The sequence below is a fragment of the Varibaculum prostatecancerukia genome, assembly GCF_943169825.2.
Lineage (GTDB): Bacteria > Actinomycetota > Actinomycetes > Actinomycetales > Actinomycetaceae > Varibaculum > Varibaculum prostatecancerukia.
The window spans coordinates 626541-646092 of record NZ_OW968402.1 but is presented as its reverse complement, the minus strand read 5'-3'; the positions used below and the strand labels follow the sequence as shown (position 1 = coordinate 646092).

Sequence of the window (19552 nt, the reverse complement as noted above, 5' to 3'; positions counted from 1 at the left end):
TCTAACCGGCTGCCGCACCCACAACCGGCAACATTCTACTAAGATAAGATAAGGTTCATTAGATCAGGAGTTTTTCAATGCCATCCGCTAACCTGACAGACCCAACGGTTCGTTATCACTCAGAACAGACAGTGCTAGCCGCACTGAAAAGCCCTAAAACCTTACTGCGCGAGGCTCTGGCGGGTCTTGTCGTTAGTTTGGCGTTGATCCCCGAGGCGATTGCATTCTCGATTATTGCCGGTGTTGACCCCAAAGTTGGGCTGGTCTCAGCATTTATCATGCCCGTAACGATTGCTATCACCGGCGGTCGGCCAGCAATGATCACCTCAGCCACAGGTGCGGTAGTGCTAGTCGTCGCACCACTTTCCCAAGAGTACGGAATGCACTATCTGGTGGCGACGATAATTCTGGCCGGAATTATTCAAATATTGCTATCTGTTTTCGGCGTCGCAAAACTTATGCGTTTCATCCCCCAAAGCGTAATGACAGGGTTCGTAAACGCGCTGGCCATCATGCTATTGGTTGCACAATTGCCCGAGCTGATCTCGGTGCCGTGGGCAACCTACTTACTGGTAGCAATTGGCGTCATCATTATCCTCCTTATGCCTAAAATCACCACAGTCATTCCGGCTCCACTCGTATCAATCGTGGTGCTGACGGCAATCGTGATTTTTTCGTCCGTAAACGTGGCAACTGTCGGCGACAAAGGCGCTCTGCCAACGGTAATGCCGAAATTTTTCTTCCTTAACATCCCGTTCACTTGGGATACTTTGACCCTTATCGGGCCTTACGCGATAGCTGTTGCCCTCGTCGGTTTAATGGAAACTTTGATGACAGCCAAGCTGGTTGACGACATCACCGACACTCACTCAAATAAGACTCGCGAAGGTATCGGCCAAGGTATCGCCAATATCGCCTCTGCACTATTCGGCGGCATGGGCGGATGTGCAGTAATCGGTCAAACCATGATTAACGTTAAGGCTTCGCGAGCACGCACCAGAATATCGACCTTCCTGGCAGGGGTATTTCTCTGCATTCTGTTGCTCGGGTTCGGGGATATTGTGGCGAAACTGCCGATGGCTGCCCTGGTAGCTGTGATGATCACGGTATCTATTGACACTTTCAACTGGCACTCGATTCAGCCAAGCACCATAAAGCGCTTGCCAAAGAGCGAAACGATCACCATGGTCATCACCGTCATCTTCGTACTGGCAACCAACAACTTAGCTATCGGCGTAATTATTGGTGTCCTGGTAGCGTCAGTGTTCTTCGTCCGCGACATTGCCCACTTGGTTGAAGTTCATCGCAGATCTGATGAGGTGGACGGCGAGGAAGTCGCACTTTACAAGGTTGACGGGCCGTTACTATTTGCGTCCAGTCACGACCTGACAACAATGTTTGAATACACCAAAGATCCCAAACATGTCATCATCGATTTTACCGACTCCCACATTTGGGACGCCTCCAGCGTGGGTGCGCTAGACGCAGTCCAAGAAAAATATCGCAAACTAGGCAAGAGCGTTGAGTTCATCGGCATGAATAGGCCGACCACTAAAATTCATGAGAAATTAAGCGGCACCATCAACACCGACTAACGACAGCAATACTTAGCAACAGGATTTGCCACGCCGTTTCGCGTAGCTAACCAGAAATCTGCATCGTCGCACATTACCGCTCGCACGCAGAAGGTCTGGGGCGCGAATCTGCCGCGCTCAAGTTATCCGACTATTTTTCGCCATACCTCAAAAAATTGTCACTGCCGAGCTCTAAAGTATTCCTACATTCAAACAAATGTTCTATAACTTTAGGAGGTTCGGAATGAGGCAAACCCTTGAGGCTACGATCACCCCGCCTAAACGATTCTTCTGGCAAGGCAACCACTGGCAGATATGTGCAGTGCAACGGTTTTGGATAGAAGCGCTGACCGATCGCGATGGGCTTTACGGCGCCGTCAAGTTCGCCACAGCCTGCCAGAAAGCTGGCAAAGGCCTTCGCAGAGATCCGCACCCCCATTCAGGTATTAACCCTAAAGTTCCCCATCTCCCTCTGCAGAGCTAATCGATTCCCAGTTCTTTGCGCAAGCGAGCCACATGTCCTTTGGCGCGTACCCGATATTTCGCCAGCACAACTTTTCCATCTTTACCGACCACGATGGTAGAGCGGATAACTCCCTTAATCAGGCGTCCATAGGAGTTCTTTTCCCCATAGGCTCCCCAGGCGCTCATTACTTCCCGTTCCGGATCGGAGGCTAGCGGAAAGTTTAAGTCTTGCTTGTCCCGGAACTTTTCCAGGGCTGGCATTTTATCGGGGCTGATTCCCACCACTGCGTATCCGGCTGACTTTAGCGAGTTTATAGAGTCACGGAAATCGCAGGCCTGGGTAGTGCATCCCGGGGTGGAAGCCTTGGGGTAAAAGTAGACAACCGCGCCCTTTTCGGATTCCTCCAACAGCCCTCGCAAACTAACTTCTGTGCCTTGATCGGTGGGCAAAGTGAAATCTGGTGCCTTTTGACCTGGGGTTAACTCTGACATCGAAACTCCCTCATAAATAGCTAAACATAGAGATAGCAGCGCCCGGGCGCTGTATTGATTTTAACTCTACCACTTTATTTAGGCTGGTCAGAGCCGCTACATCTGGTACGCGAGGCGGGACTTGAACCCGCACGTCGTAAGACACTAGAACCTAAATCTAGCGCGTCTACCAATTCCGCCACTCGCGCTGGCTTGAATATATTAACCTAAGGCAGGTTACCCTTTCCAGTCCCAGAATCGGCTACTGCCCATTTTCCTGCTTAAACGCCTGTTCGATAGTTGCCTCACAGATGGCGCGATCCCCGGAATAGACCACTAACGATTGTCCGCAGGCGACCGCGCGGGTAGGGATGAGCAGCTGGGCGCGCAAAGTACCGTCTGCCTCTAAGTGAACTTTCGCTGGTACTTGTTGTCCGTGCGCCCGATACTGCAAAGTCACCTCTACCTGCCCAGATAATGCCGGATCATCAGGTTCGGTCAGTAAAACTGCGTCGGTAGCGGTGATTCCGTCTACGCTCAGCAACTCGCTGGCACCGACTACTACGGTGTTGGTTTTCATATCGGTACCGAGTACGTAGCGGGGACGCCCATCGGCAGCGGGCCGGCCCAGGTTCAGGCCTTTGCGCTGTCCGATAGTGAATTGATAGGCACCGGAATGGGTGCCCACTTCCGCACCCTCCGTATCCACGATTTTCCCGGCCTTACTGCCGAGGTGGGAACGTAAAAATCCGCGGGTATCCCCATCAGCGATAAAACAAATATCGTAAGAATCAGGTTTGGCTGACATGGGCAGGCCGCGCCGCTCGGCTTCCGCGCGTACCTGGCTTTTCGATTCATACTCTCCTAGCGGGAAAATCACTTTCTCTAGAGCCTGACGCCCCATTACCGCCAGCACATAGGATTGGTCTTTTTCGATGCATTTGGCGCGGTGCAGTTCCACTCCGCCTGGTCCCCTCAATACGCGCGCGTAATGCCCGGTACATACGGCATCGAATCCGAGGGCATCGGCGCGGGTAGCAAGTTCCCTAAATTTCACGAATTCGTTGCAGCGCACACAGGGGTTGGGGGTGCGTCCGCGCCGGTATTCGTTCAGAAAATCTTCCACTACGGTTTCCTCAAAGGTTTCCGCCATATCCCACACGTAAAACGGAATCCCCAGCATGGAGGCGGCGAGGCGAGCATCGGAAGCATCTTCTACGGTGCAGCAGCCTCGCGAACCGCAACGGTTTTGTGCCTGGTTAGCGGACAGGGCCATATGTACCGCGGTTACGTCGTGTCCGGCCTCTTTGGCGAGGGCGGCGGCGACCGCGGAATCGACTCCTCCGGAGAGGGCAGCTAATACTTTCATTTATTTCCTCTCCCGCTCTGCTAGTTTCCGGGAGGCATCCAGCGCTGACGGTAGTGCCTGTAAAAGCCGGTCTACGTCCTTCTCCCGCGTGGACCAGCCGAAAGATATGCGTAAAGATCCCAGGGCGTCCTGCTCGCTATAGCCTTGCGCCAAGAGTACCGGGGAGGGACGGGCTACCCCGGTGTGGCAGGCAGAACCTGCCGAGGCGCAGATTCCTGCCTGATCCAGGGCAAATAGCAGCCCTTCCGCCTCCGCGCCTTGCAGCGCAAACTGGATGATTCCGGGTACTGCCGGCGCGTTGCTGGCGAGTTTTACTCCCGGAATCGCCAGTGCGCCTTGCAGCAGTTTCTCCCGTAAATCCTGGTGACGCCGGGTAGTTTCTACTAGTTCTTGCTGGGCTGCCTCAAAAGCTGCCGCTGCCCCTACAGCGGCAATCACGTCTTGGGTTCCGGCTCGCAGCGCCCGTTCTTGGCCTCCCCCGCGTCGGTCACTAGCGATTTTTACTTCCCGGCGCGCCAGCAGCACCCCGAGGGCTGCCGGGCCGCCTACTTTGTGACACGCTAACGAAATCGCATCTACCGGGGATTCTGCGAAGTTTATTTCTTGGCGTCCGGCAGCGGCAATCGCGTCAGTGTGGATAGCGAACCCGCTATCCCTACCACTCCCGGTTCCTTTAGCAGCTGTAGAACTATCGCCCTGGGCATCCCGCGTATCTGCTGCTGCTTTTTCGCGCAGCCGGCGGCAAAGCTCAGCAACTGGCTGTATGACCCCGTTTTCGTTGCATACGCTCATCACCGATATCGCCGCGATTTGGGAGGTATCGAGGGCAACTACGGCTTCCAGATCGACTACCCCGCCGGCATCTACCGGCAACACCTGCACCTGAAATCCTGCGTCCTCCAAGTCAGCGGCGTTAAGCCTGACCGCGTCGTGTTCTACCTGGCTGATTACTATTTGGGTGCGGTGAGAATCCTGACGGCGCGCCGCCCTCGCCAGGCCGCGCAGCGCCAGGGCACAAGAATCAGTACCCCCTCCGGTGAAAATAACTTCCGCCGGATCCGCCCCCAGAGACTTCGCTACTCGGGCGCGCGCGGTCTCTAGCAGCGCGGCGGCTTTGCGCCCCGCCGCGTGTGCGGAAGAAGGATTGGCTCCGATTCCGGCAAGGCTAGCGGCGGTATCATTCAGCGCCGCTAGTGCCTGCGGCCGTAGCGGCTCGGAGGCGGCGTTATCGAGGTAGGCCAGCTCCACTATGCGTCCAGCGGCTTGATTCTAGAGAGGGCATCCGGAACTACGGTGAACAGGTCCCCGACTACCCCGAAGTCTGCCATTTCAAAAATGCGCGCCTCGGGATCATCACAGATGGCCACGATTTTCTTGGCTCCGCGAATCCCGCACACATGATGGTGATCCCCGGAAACCCCCAAGCCGATATAAAGGTTAGGCGCAATAGAGATACCGGATTGCCCGATTTGGGCAGCGCGGTCAATCCAGCCTTGTTCGCAAGCCACGCGGGTAGCCCCCACGGATCCGCCCAACACCTCGGCCAGTTCTTCGGCAGGCCCGAAATCGCCGTTAACCCCGCGACCCGCGCAAACCACTACTGGTGCTTCAGTTAGTCCCGCATGTGAAGATCCGGTATCTTCCTGAGAGACCACTTGGATTCGTTTAGTGGATTCGCGCAGCTCTACCTGCAGGTTTTCAGTTTCAACTTCGCCGGCTTCCGCAACCGGTACCGCCGAAAGGGAAGTGGTGCGCATGGCGACCACTGGAACGCCGCGGCGAATAAAGTAACTGGTTTCCCAAGTACCATCGAGTACCGATTTACCGGCAATCAGTTTTCCGTCAGCTACCTTTAGGCTGGTCACGTCCACGCTGGCTCCCGAGCCGAGGATAATCGCGCTTTGGGCGGCGCCATCACGCCCCCAAGAGGTCGAGGGCAGCAACACTGCCCCGAAGTCGCCGCTTTTTGCCGCGGAGACCACCAGGTCAGCCAAAACTGCCCCCACCTGCCAGGTTCCGGTTTCTGCCGGATCAAAATAACGTACGGCTGCCACCCCGACCTGAGAAAATTGTAGAGGGGCAATAGAGGAGGGCGCGAGCGCCACTACCTTACCGCTGGTGATTTCGCGCGCCAAAGTAATCAGTCGCGCCGCCGCCACCGATAAATGCTGGGGACGAGCCGCATCCGGATGGGCAAAAACTAGGACATCTTTTTCTATTTTTTCACTCACGATTTCCTCCTACTTCTCCTGCGCAAATCCCGATTCAACCAGGTACTTCGCTAGCGCTTCGCCAGCGTTCGCGGAATCGGTGACGATGGTTCCCTGGTTCTTGGTTTGCTGATATAGCTGAGCATCTAACACTTCGGTTCCCGAATCAGCGGCCCCTACTTCTTCGGCACTCAGCTCTAGCTGCACCAGATCCCACTGCTCTATCGGTTTCTTCTTCGCCGCCAACATTTCTTTAAACCCGGGATAGTGCGGCCGGTTGGCCTCATCATTTACCGAAACCACCAGGGGATATTTCGCCCGTAAGCTCAAGGCGGTACCCTCTTGATAACAGGTGGCTGCCACGGCCTCGCCGCTGAAACTAACTTCAGAGGCATCGCTAATCACCGGCAGGTTCAAAGTGGCGGCCAGGGCTCCCGGCAGCATGGAAGTCATCCCGTCCAGGGAGGAACTTCCGCAAACCACCAAATCAACGTCCCCAATCTTTTCGATAGCCCGCGCCAGCACCCGGGCAGTCACGGTCACATCCGAGCCAGCTAGCGCCGGGTCACAGAGGTGATAAGCCTGATCTGCTCCCATCTGGAGGGCGCGCAGCAGGGCTTTCTTCGCTCCCTCTGGTCCCATAGTTAAAGCAATAATTTCGGCTTCCGGTACCGCCTGTTTCGCGCTGAGCGCCGCCTCGATGGCGTTCTCATCCAGGTCATTCAGGGTATCTTCTTCCCCGCGTACCAAGAGGCCATTTTCGATGCGCCGCTCAGACTGCGGGTTGGGTACATGCTTTACAGTTACGACAATCCTCATAGTTCTACCTTGCCATAAGGTTTAGCGGCGAAAAAGTGAGAAGCCCTACCCCTTAGCTAAGGGAGGAAATTAAATGTTCAGCCCACCCGGTTTAGATAGAGGAATGGCTCTATTTTGTAGCACCAGATAAGATGACAGACGTGTCAAGACAAGTATTAGACGACTTTTTCAGGCCGTCCAGCCCCTATGTGCATGGCGGCGCCGCCGACCCCAGCCGGTTGGGCGTTCACCTACAAGGCAACGGGGTGGATATCGCGGTGGTCGCCCCTAATGCTTCTGCGGTGGAAATCTGTTTTTTCACGTCTGCTGAACCTACCGCTCCCGAAACTCGCTACCGGCTGCTCGGGCCGGTAGAGGGCATCTGGCATGGACATGTTGCCGGGGTACTGGCCGGCACCTACTATGGTTTTCGCGCCTGGGGGCCTTGGGATCCGGAACGGGGACACGTTTTTAACCCCTATAAACTCGCCCTCGATCCCTATTCCCGTGCTATTAGCGGCAATGTGCAGCTTTCTAGCCAAACTTACGCTCATAAAACCGATGATCAGCTTTACCCGCTGCATCCTTTCCAGCTAGATCCCACCAACTCGGCTCCCTATACCGTGCGCGGGGTAGTCACCGGTAAAGAATTCGCCGTGGCACCCGGACCCGCTATCCCTTGGGAAAACACCGTTATTTACGAGGCACATGTAAAGGGACTCACCAAACAGCTGCCGGGAGTACCCGAAGAACTGCGGGGAACCTATGCGGGGCTGGCACACCCGGCCACTATCGCTTACCTGAAAGACTTGGGCGTCACTGCCGTAGAACTACTGCCAGTACACGCGAAACTTTCAGAAGCATTCCTGAATGAGCGAGGCTTAAGTAACTATTGGGGGTACTCCACCCTGTCTTATTTCGCCCCCGAACCTTCCTATGCCACCAGGAATGCCCGCAATCTGGGGCCGATGGCAGTCCTCGATGAGTTCCGGGGCATGGTTTCGATCTTGCACCAAAACGGCATCGAACTGCTACTAGATGTGGTTTATAACCATACTTGTGAGGGCGGAGGCGATGGGCAGGCGCTATCTTGGCGCGCCCTCGATAACGCCATGTATTATCGTCTGGATCCTCAAGGGGCCAGTATCGACTATTCCGGTTGCGGTAACACCTTGGATACTGGTCACCCGCGAGTAATCCAAATGATTCTGGATTCTTTGCGGTATTGGGCTGGCGATGTGGGAGTCGACGGTTTCCGCTTTGACCTGGGGGTTACCTGTGGGCGAGGCGAGGAACATTTCACTCGCTTCCATCCTTTCTTCCAAGCCTGCCTGGACGACCCGGTCTTGCGGCACACCAAGATGATCGCGGAGCCTTGGGATATGGGACCGGATGGTTGGCGCACCAGCGATTTCCCGCTACCTTTCTCTACCTGGAATGATCGTTACCGGGATGCGGTGCGCGGCTTTTGGGTGGCCGATGGGCGTGCCCAGTCGCGCGGCGAGTCACGGGGGGCTCCCCCCTTTGAACTGGCTTCCCGGCTTTCTGGTTCCCAAGATATGTATGGCGCCGGGAATATCCCCGCGGTGCGTCCTCCTCGCTGTTCAATTAACTTTGTAACCGCTCACGACGGTTTTACTCTGGGAGACTTGGTCAGTTACGACCATAAACACAACGAGGAAAACCTGGAGAATAACCGGGACGGCTCCCCCCATAACCTGTCTTGGAATCATGGTAGCGAGGGGCGTGCCTTCCAACTCGGCAGCGAGATGGAATCAGGCATAGCTGGGGATTCTCCGCTGGCAGAACTACTTTCTGCCCGGGTGCGTTCGGTACTTAACATGTTCACCACCATGTTTATTTCTTCCGGCACCCCGATGATTTTGGCGGGTGATGAGTTTGGGCGCACGCAAGGCGGCAACAATAACGCCTACTGCCAAGACAATGAAACTACCTGGGTGAACTGGGAACTGGTGGATTGGCAAAAAGACATGTATACCGCGGTGCGCAAGCTGATTGCTTTGCGGCGTGAACACCCGGTTTTCCGACCCGCAAAATACTTGAGCGGCCAGCGGCATCCGGGAGATACCCTCCCCGATGTTTCCTGGTATAACCAGGTAGGACTGCTAATGGGCGATCGGGCATGGCACGATCCCGCCAGCCGGGTTTTCCAGATGCTGCGTTCGGGGCGTCCCTACATGGATCAGGATTTACTGGCGGTGTTCAACGGGACGCTGTCTCCGAAACACGTGCGGCTAGCTCCGGGACGAGGAACCGCCTACCACGAGATTTGGGACTCTGCGGTTATCGAAGGAGATGAGGAGGAAGCGCTCCCGCTGAACCTCGCCGGTGACGATATCCTCCTAGAGCCTTTGTCTATCAAACTTTTCTTGGCTGACTCCACCGGAGAGTAGCCAAACCCACTCTCTTAACCAGTGACGCGTGGTCTGCGGAAAAACTTAAAAGGCTTTGCAAGTAAGGAGAATACTCGTGTTAAAGAAAGTTATCCTTACGATTTTCATCGCCTTTATCGTTTTTGTGTTGGCATTCGGATACGCATTCACCAACCTCAAATCCGAATCCGTCTACTATGCCCAGTACACCCCGCACAATAAACAAACAGAACCCGTCCTCATGGAAGTGGCACTTAATTTTGACTGGATCTACGCCCCAGATGTTAAGGGAATGAGGTACGACCGCGACAATAACAGAACTATCTACAACTACAACTACGCGAAACGAGAGGCACCTTCCTTCGGCTTTTGGGCATCTCGGGAATACGAATATTTCGACGGCGATTCTTTAATTTACGTTTTCGATAAAAAATTTAAATTTGTGGAAGTGCGAGATTGCGATACCTATGAACCAGTTTCCAAAAACGTGGATATTCTGGCGGTGAAGAAAGACATTTATCGCACAGTACAGCCGGTGATTGACGCGCAAAACGATCCCTTGATTAACCTGCAATGGCTCTACGATTGGGTCAATAAAGACCGCTTCAACTAGCCCCCGTACCTGGCGGAACAGCTTTACCGAGGAATCTACTATGTGCGCGGGGGAGAGATTTTTCCTCCCGCCCAAGAATTCGGAAAACGTAGCGGCGTTTTCCAAATTCTTATGCCCACCGCACCCACTCGGATAAAATCTCTCTCCCGCGCAAACCTGTAAATGTCTGTCAGTGAAGTAGATCAGTGACGGCAAGTTTATCGCTCGCTGGTTAGTTACTTTGTACGATAGAGGGCGAGGCTGCGATTATCGGGAGGTTTACCTTGCAAGCTACAACAGCGCAAACACCAAGCCCCAAAAGCGTCAGCAGCACCCCAAACACCGAGGTAACCTTATGAGCCGAATAGACGATTTACTTGAGTTTTATGTGACTAACAGCGCCGTTGAGTGGAGATCCTTGGATTCAATCGCAAAGAGAAACAAAGGGTTTTCTGTAACTGCGAAACTTATTAACGAACAAAAATCCAACAACGAGGGAATACTCGTATTTGGAGCTGGTAATACTAAGGCTTATTTCAATCCAAAACTGGTTCCTGAAAACAGGACACTGAAAAAAGAGTGCATAATCGTTAAGTCCAGAGGGTACATAGATTTTGAATATTGCAATATTCCGTGCGCACATAAATCTGAACTCTGGTCTTATACCTGCGATAGTTCCCTAATCTCCACCAAATTTCTTTATTACTTTCTCAAAACATTAACTGAGAGTTTACAAAATCACGCTCGTGCTACTTCCGTTAAAATTCCCCAGTTGTCAGTAGGAGATACCGATTCTCTTATGATTCCGGTGCCGCCGCTGGAAGTGCAAGACGAAATCGTACGGATTCTAGATTCTTTCACCAAGCTAGATGCGGAGCTAGAAGCGGAGCTAGAAGCGGAGCTAGAAGCTCGTCGCAAGCAGTACGAATACTACCGCGACTCGCTTCTCAGCTTGGAGAATCTCACCAATCGTCTAGGGAACGCAGTTCGATTGGTTTTTCTAAAAGATATAGCAAGTTATTCGGCGAAAAAGATTCCATCCTCTTTAACTGATAATAGTTCGTATGTCGGTGTTGATAACTTGATAGCCAATAAACGCGGCAAAAAATTGTCAGACTACGCACCAAACACAGCTAAATTGTCTAGATTTCAACCTGGTGACATTCTTATAGGTAATATTCGTCCGTATTTACGAAAAATATGGCACAGCGATTTAAATGGGGGCGCCAGTGGCGACGTTTTAGTAATCACAATTAAAAGTGAAAAGCGAAAAGAAATAATTTCAAAATTTCTGTACCATGTTTTAGCTTCCGAGAATTTTTTTGAATATAACAATCGGTTCGCACGGGGCGCCAAAATGCCACGCGGTGATAAGAATGCAGTTATGGACTACAAATTTCCGATTCCCCCTATTCCGGAACAGGAACGCATTGTGGCGATTCTGGACAAGTTTGATGCTTTGGTAAACGATCTTTCTTCTGGTTTACCTGCAGAGATCGAAGCTCGGCGTAAACAGTACGAGTATTACCGCGACCAACTCCTAAACTTCACCCCCGCAAAGTAACTGCAAGATTCGGGTCGCGGCCGGTAAAAGATACGAGAGGGGCTTGACCTGCGCAGCAGGTCATGGGGTCCCCGGAGTGCTTTTACCGAGCCAGACCCGCAGCAGGTTGCCTGATAATCAAGCTTGGGCAGGAGGAAAAACTTTTACCCGCGCGTAACTACCATCCGATTGCCAAGGCAACAGAAAATCAACTGCACAAACAACTACCAGGTGACACACCCTGTTATTTAACTTCATTCCCGAAAGCCCGCGTGCAAGCAATCGTTCCAGCTTCTATTTCTTATACATATGCGGCTAATAGGATAAAGATTTTTCGGGTCGCGGCCGGTAAAAGATACGAGAGGGGCTTGACCTGCGTAGCAGGTCACGGGGTCCCCGGAGTGCTTTTACCGAGCCAGACCCGCAACAGGCATCAGATTAATCCGCTTAGGTAAACAAGAAAAACTGCAGGATTGCACGCGGTTTTCCGGGAATATCACCGGCACCGTAGACTGGGAACCATGAGCGATAGCGGCGAGAAACTAGAAAATTCAACCGATGCGGCTTCTTTGCAGCGAGCAGAGCGGGTATCGAAACAGATAGAGGAAGCGATCGATAAGGATCCTTCCAAGTTCCGGGTACTCTCCGGGGATCGCCCGACTGGCGCCCTCCATTTGGGGCATTATTTTGGGACGATCAAGAATCGGGTAGAGATCCAAAAGCGCGGGGTGGAAACCTGGATTCTGATTGCTGACTACCAGGTAATCACTGACCGCGAGGGTACCGGCCCGATCCGCGAGCGCGTCCTCAATATGCTGGCTGACTATATTGCTTGCGGTCTGGATCCGGAAAAAACCACGATTTTCACGCACTCATCGGTGCCGGCAGCTAACCAGTTAATGTTGCCGTTTTTGTCGCTAGTTACTGAGGCGGAGTTGCATCGCAACCCGACGGTGAAGGCGGAGCTGGTGGCTTCAGAGCGGCCTATGTCGGGGTTGTTGCTGACTTACCCGGTGCATCAGGCAGCCGATATTTTGTTCTGCAAAGCGAACCTGGTGCCGGTGGGTAAGGATCAACTCCCCCACTTGGAGCAGGCGCGGGTGATTTCGGACCGTTTCGAGCGGGTTTACCGGCGGAAGTCTTCCCTGAAACATCGGGTTTTCCCCCGCCCGGAGGGGCTGCTTTCGGGTGATGGCGCCCTGATTTTGGGGTTGGATGGAGAAAAAATGTCGAAGTCGCGAGGGAACGCGGTCGAGTTGGGGATGAGCAGTGATGAAACTGCGAAGCTAATTAAACGCGCCAAGACTGATGCCGAACGGCAGATTACTTATGACCCGGAGAACCGCCCGGAGGTTTCGAATCTTTTGCGGCTGGCCGGCCTGGCTAGCGGACAGGATCCGCGCGCTATTGCCGAAGAAATCGGGGATCAGGGTGCTGGAAAACTAAAGCAGGTGCTCACGGAGGCTTTGGATGCGGCTTTGTCTCCGATTAGGGCGCGGCGCGCCGAACTGTTGGCTGACCCGGACTATTTGTGGCAGGTTTTGGCGCGCGGAAATCAACGCGCTAATGAAGTCGCTGACCAGACCCTGGCGGAGGTTCGCCAGGCGATGAACATGGTTTACTAGCCTCATGCGTGCTTTGAGAGGCCTGATTCGGCTAGTGATTACCCTGGTGGTTATCGCCGTAATTATCGTGGCGGGAACCAATCTTTACGTATGGCAGCGCACCAAGGATGAGATTATTTCTCTCTCCGAAGCTAAAGATAAGAACGCCCAGGTAATCATGGTTTTAGGGGCGGGGGTAAATCCGAATGGCTCTCCCTCGCCGATGCTGGCTCACCGCCTGCAAACCGCTTTGAATCTGTATCAGGCGGGAGCAGCAAAGATAATCCTGATTACTGGCGATCACGGGCAGGTACAGTACGACGAAATCAAGGCTATGAAAACTTGGTTGATTAACCATGGCATCTCGGCCCAGGTAATCTATGCTGATCACGCTGGTTTTTCTACCTATGAGTCGGCTTACCGTGCAGAAGCGATTTTTTCGGTGCAACGCGCGATAGTTGTAACCCAGCCTTATCATTTGCCGCGCGCCCTCTACGATTGTCAAAGCCGCGGAATCGAAGTTTGGGGAGTAGGTGCTGCCGGTAACGCCTATCCGGGGCAAACCGAGCGTAACCTCCGCGAGTATCTGGCACGCACCAAAGATGTTGCCTGGGTGACTACCGGACAAAAGCCCACCTATCTGGGTCCCAAGATTTCTTTAGATGGCCCCGCCTCGGCTACTGACGGTTAAAGTATTTTCTGCATTTCTGGATAGCTGTTTCTTATTTGCCCTCCCTTTTTTAGCGCTAGCTGGGAGCGGAAAGGACGCGAGACGCGATACCTCTTTGTTAGGCTGGAGGGGAATAAGCACGTCTATTAAGGAGTCACTATGGCCGGCGATACACCTCGTTCCCGCAAAACTCGCTCAACTACTAACGCAGCTGGTCAGAAAGCTAAAACTTCCAGTCCGGCCGCTGCTAGTTCGAAGGGGAAGCACGTCAGCACCAAAGCCACAGCCGCACCCAAAGCGGCAGCGACTCCTAAAGCCAAAACCGCCGCGGCTGCAGCTAACAAAGCTAAAGATGCCACCAGCGCGCCTGCTAAAAAGACTACTCGGGCAAAGACTGCTGCCCCTAAGGCTCCCAAATCCACTTCCCATAAAGCGGATTCCTCTAAGCCTCTAAACCTGATTTCCCCCGAGGCTCGCCTAGCCCGGATTCCGGTCACCGAGTTAGAACCGGTTATCGAGGATGGGCTCTGGCCAGCGAAAGCGGTCGAAAATGAGTCGTTCCCGGTACGCGCCACCGTGTTCCGCGAAGGTCACGACGCTTTAGGGGCGGAAGTGGTGCTGATTGACCCGCAGGGCAAAGAAACCATGCGGTCGCGGATGTACGATGTCGCCCCAGGTTTGGATCGCCTGGAGGCCTGGATTAAACCCACCAGTGTCGGGGATTGGAGCTTTAGAGTAGACACCTTCTGCGACCCCTATAAGACCTGGACTAAAGAAGCCTCTATTAAGATTCAAGCTGACCAAGACGTGGAGATGGAGTTCGAGCTGGGAGCGCGACTTTTTGAGCGTGCGGCCGCCGGAGAAGCCATCAATAATCCAACTCAAAAAGCACCGGATGCCGAACGCGCCAAACGCCTGCGCGAAGCCGCCAAGGCGATGCGCAATAAGAAGCGCCCCGCCCAAGAGCGGCTCTCGGTGGGGCTGCATTCCTCAATCCGGGGAATTTTCCGGACTCACCCCCTGCGCGACCTGCTGGAATCTTCCCGCACCTATCCCCTGCGAGTTGACCGGGAACAGGCACTCTATGGTTCCTGGTACGAGATTTTCCCCCGCTCTATTGGCGCCTATCAAGATAAGGAAGGACATTGGCATTCCGGAACCCTGCGGACTGCAGCCTCTGACTTGCCCCGGATTGCCTCTATGGGCTTTGATGTCGCTTATTTGACTCCGATTCATCCGATTGGAACTACTTTCCGTAAAGGACGTAATAACACTTTGGAGGCAACCCCGGATGATCCCGGCTCTCCTTACGGTATTGGCAGCCCCGATGGCGGTCACGACGCTATTCACCCTGATCTAGGCAATTTTGATGACTTTGACTACTTCGTTAAGAAGGCCAAGGGACTAGGGCTGGAGGTAGCGCTGGATTTGGCGCTGCAATGCTCTCCCGATCACCCCTGGGTAAAGGAACATCCCGAATGGTTCAAGCATCGCCCAGACGGCACGATCGCCTACGCGGAGAATCCTCCCAAGAAGTATCAAGATATTTATCCCCTGATTTTCGATCAGGACTACCGCGGCCTCTATAACGCGGTGCGAGACGTGATTCAAAAGTGGATTGACCACGGAGTAACTATGTTCCGGGTGGATAATCCCCACACCAAGCCAGTGCGGTTCTGGCAAGAAATTTTGGCGGAGTTCCACCAGAAGCATCCCGAGGTACTGTTCTTATCCGAGGCCTTTACCCGCCCGGCGATGATGCGCACCCTGGCACAGGTAGGATTCCACCAGTCCTACACCTATTTCGCTTGGCGCAATACTCGTAAAGAGATTGAAGAATACTTCCAAGAGGTTTCTTGGGAGTCCTGCCCCTATATGCGGCCTTCATTCTGGCCGACTACCCACGATATTTTGATCCAAATCATGGTTGATGGCGGGAAGCGAGCGTTCAAAATGCGGGCAGTTTTAGCGGCTACCGGTTCTCCTCTCTGGGGCATCTATAACGGCTATGAACTGGTAGAAAATGTGCAGCGCCCCGGTTTTGAAGAGCAGATCGATAACGAGAAATACGAGTATAAGCCACGTGATTACTCCGGGAAAACCGCCCAAGAAATGATGGCTTTGCTGACCACTTTGAACGGGATTCGCCGCCGTCACCCGGCCTTGCAGCGTCTGCGTAACCTGAAGATTCATGAAACTACCCATCCGGGAGTGGTTTGCTTCTCGCGTCACTTGGATGCTTGGGAATCCCCCACCGGGGAAGCTGACACCGTAATCGTGGTAGTGAATCTAGATCCTCACGAAACTGCGATTGGTGCCATCCACCTGGACTTGTCGGCTCTGAAGATCAGTGGTTCTTCCTCGTCCTGCTTTAAGGTACGCGATGAGCTAGATGGGAAAGTCTATGATTGGGGGTCAGCTAACTACTTCGAGCTCAACCCCTATGAACGACCTGCCCATATTATGTCGGTGGAATCTGCCTAGAGGTTTAGAAAAATAATTTAAGGAGTCCTGGTGAGCCAAAACCGAACTGAGGAAAGCGAGAGTCTGAGCAAACTATTGCTGCCACCTCCCACTTCCCAGGCGGTTACTTCCCCCGCGGAGTCTCCCAACTGGTATCGCAGCGCCGTTTTCTACGAGGTGCTAATCCAGGCGTTTTCAGATTCCAACGGGGATGGCATTGGGGATTTTCAAGGATTAATTTCACGTCTGGATTACCTGGCATGGCTAGGGGTGGACTGCCTGTGGCTACCACCCTTTTACCCTTCACCAATGCGCGACGGTGGCTACGACATTAGCGCCTACACCGATGTAAACCCGGCTTTCGGTTCTATGGAAGACTTCACCGCCCTGGTGGAGGCCGCCCACGAACGCGGGATCCGGATCCTGGTCGATATCGTAGTTAACCACACTTCCGACCAGCATCCTTGGTTCGAGGCTTCTCGCAAAGATCCGGAGGGCGAATACGGGGATTTCTACGTTTGGCGTGACAGTGACCAAGAGTATCGGGACGCGCGGATTATTTTCATCGACACCGAAACCTCCAATTGGACTTTCGATGAGGTACGCGGCCAATACTATTGGCATCGTTTCTTCTCGCACCAACCGGATTTGAACTTTGAGAATCCCCAGGTGCAGGCGGCAGTGATGAACGTGGTGCGCTATTGGTGTCGCACCGGGGTAGATGGTTTCCGTCTAGACGCGATCCCCTATCTCTTTGAAGAAAACGGCACCAACTGCGAAAACCTTCCGAAAACCCACTGGTTTGTGAGCGAGCTGCGCAAAATGGTGGACGCGGAGTTCCCGGGAACCTTAATGGTGGCCGAAGCCAATCAGCCTCCCTTGGATGTGATTGACTATTTCGGCAACGAAACCGACCCGGAGTGCCACATCTGTTTCCACTTCCCCCTGATGCCAAAACTTTTTGCGGCTTTGCGCACCGGATCTTCGAAGGGGCTACGGCAAATCCTGGCGGAGCTGCCGGAACTGCCGGCAGGTGCCCAATGGGGTACCTTCTTGCGGAACCATGATGAGCTCACCTTGGAAATGGTGACTGACCAGGAACGTGAGGACATGTATTCCTGGTATGCACCCGAGTCACGAATGCGGGCAAATGTGGGGATCCGCCGCCGTCTGGCACCGCTTTTGGGGGGTTCGCGCCGCAAAATAGAGCTCGCCCACGCCCTGTTACTTTCTATGCCGGGCTCCCCCTTCCTCTATTACGGAGACGAAATCGGAATGGGTGACAATATTTGGCTGCCTGACCGTTTCGGAGTGCGCACCCCGATGCAGTGGGATACTTCCGCGAGCGCTGGTTTTTCTGCTGCCGACCCGGAAACTTTCCTAGTGCCCTTGATTGACGCTCCTGGTTGGGATAATCGCACCATCAATGTGCAAGAATCTCTGGGACGCCCCACTTCCCTGCTGCATTGGCTGCGGAGCGCTATCCACCTGCGCCGCCGCCTCACCTGTTTCGGGCAAGGCTCATTATCGCAGGTAGGCTCGGATCAAGACTCGGTGCTGGCGTTCATCCGCCGGGACCAAAACTCCACGGTGCTTTGTGTATATAACTTGGGTGAGGGCGCAGTGGCGGCGCGGCTATCTTTGCCGGGCATGGCAACTTGGTGTCTGCGCGAAGCTTTCAACGGGGCATGGTTCCCCACGGTGGGTGCCGATGAAACTGTCACCGTCACTATGAACCGTCACGGTTTTTATTGGTTAGAACTATTCCCTGCTGAGCAGGCAGAACAGGCCCGGGAAGAAACTGCGGAACCTCCTGCCACCACTACTTCTTTGCCGGTGATTGTGCCCAACGCTACCCCGGTATCCCCTACGCAGTCAGATACCGAGAGCACGGGAGCGGCCGACGCCTACCCTGCCTTAGATTTCTCGGCGCTAAAGGAGCATGAAGATGACCGCTGAAACCCTTAATAGCCAGCTTAAATGGCCTGGCAGAGACGCTATCATCGACACCGTCTGGGACTATATCACCCAGCGACGCTGGTTTCCTTCCTACTTGGAGCGCTCTGAGGTGCGAGTTCTGGATTATCGGGAACTCGATGATCCTCGTTTCCGGCTGTTGATTTTGGAGGCGCAGGGCGTTTGGTATCACCTACCCTTGGCGCTATTTGCGGATTGGAGCGGTGCGGGGATTATCGGACGCACCGACGGCTCGCCTGAAAACCCGGGCTATTTGATAGATGCCCCCTATTGTCCCGCCTTTGTTCAGCATTGGATTCGCTCCACTTACCAGGCCGGCACCTTGCCGCTACTTCCAGAATCCGAAGACCTAATATCTAACCTGCTAGCAGCGAGTTTAGACAGCAAAGTTTTAAGCGGTGAGCAATCCAATTCTTCGGTGCTTTTGGGCGGGAAATATCCTACGATTATTAAGTTTTTCCGGGTGCTGGTTGCCGGCGCTAATCCGGAGGTGACCGTACCGCTGGCATTGGCTCGCAGCGGTTGGCAAGGCGTTCCGCAACCACGCGGATACTCTCAGCTGAGCCTGTGGGATCAGGACGGCCAGCCCCAACAGGTCACCACTGCTTGTGCTGCGGTGCGCCTCGATGAAGCCCAGGATGGTTTCCGCTTGATGTGTTCCTTGGCGAGTAGCGGCGAAGATCCCACGGTGCTGGCTCGTCAATTGGGCCAGACCACTGCAGATATGCATCGCCACCTGCTAGAAGCCTTTGGCCCCGGAGAAGATCCTGCCTCCGGAACTATGATGGCTACTCGCTTGCGCCACCAGTATCAGCAGGCGGAGGCGACCTATCCCCAGCTGCGGGAGCATCCCCAAATCGGGGAAGAAGTCGATCGCCTCGCCCAGGCCTTAACCGGTATGGGGGGACTTCCCCCTACCCAGCGGGTACACGGGGATTATCACTTGGGGCAGTGTCTATACAGTTCCGACAGTTGGTACGTGATTGATTTCGAGGGCGAGCCGTTGCGTCCTCTGGAAGAACGTACTGCCCCCGACCAGGTGGAGCGGGATGTCGCCGGAATGCTACGTTCTTTTGATTATGCCCGCGTAGAAGGCGGCGCGGATGGCGATTGGCTTAATCGGGCGCGGTTAGCTTTCCTGGAAGGCTACTTTGGCGAGGAGCAACGCCCCGCCCCCGCCCTGGTGGTTTTACGGGCGTTTGAAGTGGAAAAAGCCCTCTATGAAGTGCGCTATGAAGCGGAGCAACGCCCCGACTGGGTAACCATCCCCTTAGAAGCGTTAATGCTACTTCTGCCACAGTCGCATTAACCAGCATAAATAGCTGATTTTTTAGGGTGGACACACTAGCGTTTCCGCCCTAATTTCTGGTAGGGTTGTTACAGAATTGTAATGTTTTTAACCTCGAGGAAGTAGCAGGAGTAT

Annotated in this window: 14 protein-coding genes and 1 tRNA gene; 9 read left to right on the top strand and 6 right to left on the bottom strand. The window is 54.1% G+C overall.

The window, feature by feature from the left end; translation table 11 throughout:
• Window positions 1-77 precede the first annotated feature (77 nt).
• Window positions 78-1595, top strand: a complete 1518-nt coding sequence (locus KO216_RS02785) for a SulP family inorganic anion transporter (RefSeq protein WP_215522805.1) — start codon at window positions 78-80, stop codon at window positions 1593-1595.
• A gap of 459 nt (window positions 1596-2054) precedes the next feature.
• Here the strand turns inward: KO216_RS02785 and KO216_RS02780 are convergent, their stop codons facing one another.
• The 6 genes from KO216_RS02780 to KO216_RS02755 all read right to left on the bottom strand — a co-directional run bounded on the left by KO216_RS02780 (window position 2055) and on the right by KO216_RS02755 (window position 6908).
• Window positions 2055-2531 carry a peroxiredoxin gene (locus tag KO216_RS02780; protein WP_215522803.1) on the bottom strand — a complete coding sequence of 159 codons (477 nt, stop codon included), beginning with the start codon at window positions 2529-2531 and terminating at the stop codon, window positions 2055-2057.
• A gap of 103 nt (window positions 2532-2634) precedes the next feature.
• Window positions 2635-2719: transfer RNA gene (locus tag KO216_RS02775), tRNA-Leu, on the bottom strand.
• A 53-nt stretch (window positions 2720-2772) separates the two neighbouring features.
• Window positions 2773-3879 carry a tRNA 2-thiouridine(34) synthase MnmA gene (gene mnmA / locus KO216_RS02770; RefSeq protein WP_215522801.1) on the bottom strand — a complete coding sequence of 369 codons (1107 nt, stop codon included), beginning with the start codon at window positions 3877-3879 and terminating at the stop codon, window positions 2773-2775.
• Window positions 3880-5127, bottom strand: coding sequence for a cysteine desulfurase family protein (locus tag KO216_RS02765; RefSeq protein ID WP_215522800.1), 1248 nt, complete (start codon window positions 5125-5127; stop codon window positions 3880-3882).
• Window positions 5127-6110: an electron transfer flavoprotein subunit alpha/FixB family protein gene (locus KO216_RS02760; RefSeq protein ID WP_215522799.1), complete on the bottom strand. Its 984-nt coding sequence runs from the start codon at window positions 6108-6110 to the stop codon at window positions 5127-5129. Before KO216_RS02760 ends, KO216_RS02765 begins: the two co-directional genes overlap by 1 nt.
• Window positions 6111-6119: 9 nt before the next feature.
• Complete coding sequence (locus KO216_RS02755; RefSeq protein WP_215522798.1) at window positions 6120-6908, bottom strand: electron transfer flavoprotein subunit beta/FixA family protein; 789 nt, start codon at window positions 6906-6908, stop codon at window positions 6120-6122.
• A 140-nt stretch (window positions 6909-7048) separates the two neighbouring features.
• Here KO216_RS02755 and glgX point away from each other — a divergent pair, with 140 nt between their 5' ends.
• The 8 genes from glgX to KO216_RS02715 all read left to right on the top strand — a co-directional run bounded on the left by glgX (window position 7049) and on the right by KO216_RS02715 (window position 19438).
• The gene (gene glgX / locus KO216_RS02750) at window positions 7049-9301 is read left to right on the top strand and encodes a glycogen debranching protein GlgX (protein ID WP_251451754.1); all 2253 of its coding nucleotides are present in this window, start codon (window positions 7049-7051) and stop codon (window positions 9299-9301) included.
• 76 nt (window positions 9302-9377) lie between these two features.
• The gene (locus KO216_RS02745) at window positions 9378-9893 is read left to right on the top strand and encodes a hypothetical protein (protein WP_215522796.1); all 516 of its coding nucleotides are present in this window, start codon (window positions 9378-9380) and stop codon (window positions 9891-9893) included.
• Window positions 9894-10227: 334 nt separating this feature from the next.
• Window positions 10228-11436 (top strand): restriction endonuclease subunit S, encoded by a 1209-nt coding sequence (locus KO216_RS02740; RefSeq protein WP_215522795.1) that lies wholly within the window; start codon window positions 10228-10230, stop codon window positions 11434-11436.
• A gap of 500 nt (window positions 11437-11936) precedes the next feature.
• Window positions 11937-13040, top strand: coding sequence for a tryptophan--tRNA ligase (gene trpS, locus KO216_RS02735; RefSeq protein ID WP_215522794.1), 1104 nt, complete (start codon window positions 11937-11939; stop codon window positions 13038-13040).
• Between the two features lie 4 nt (window positions 13041-13044).
• Complete coding sequence (locus KO216_RS02730; protein WP_215522792.1) at window positions 13045-13710, top strand: SanA/YdcF family protein; 666 nt, start codon at window positions 13045-13047, stop codon at window positions 13708-13710.
• A gap of 138 nt (window positions 13711-13848) precedes the next feature.
• Window positions 13849-16173, top strand: a complete 2325-nt coding sequence (locus tag KO216_RS02725) for an alpha-1,4-glucan--maltose-1-phosphate maltosyltransferase (RefSeq protein ID WP_215522790.1) — start codon at window positions 13849-13851, stop codon at window positions 16171-16173.
• Between the two features lie 30 nt (window positions 16174-16203).
• Window positions 16204-18111, top strand: a complete 1908-nt coding sequence (gene treS, locus KO216_RS02720; protein WP_374047498.1) for a maltose alpha-D-glucosyltransferase — start codon at window positions 16204-16206, stop codon at window positions 18109-18111.
• Window positions 18101-19438, top strand: a complete 1338-nt coding sequence (locus KO216_RS02715) for a phosphotransferase (RefSeq protein WP_215522788.1) — start codon at window positions 18101-18103, stop codon at window positions 19436-19438. The genes treS and KO216_RS02715 overlap by 11 nt, the downstream gene beginning before the upstream one ends.
• Window positions 19439-19552: the final 114 nt, after the last annotated feature.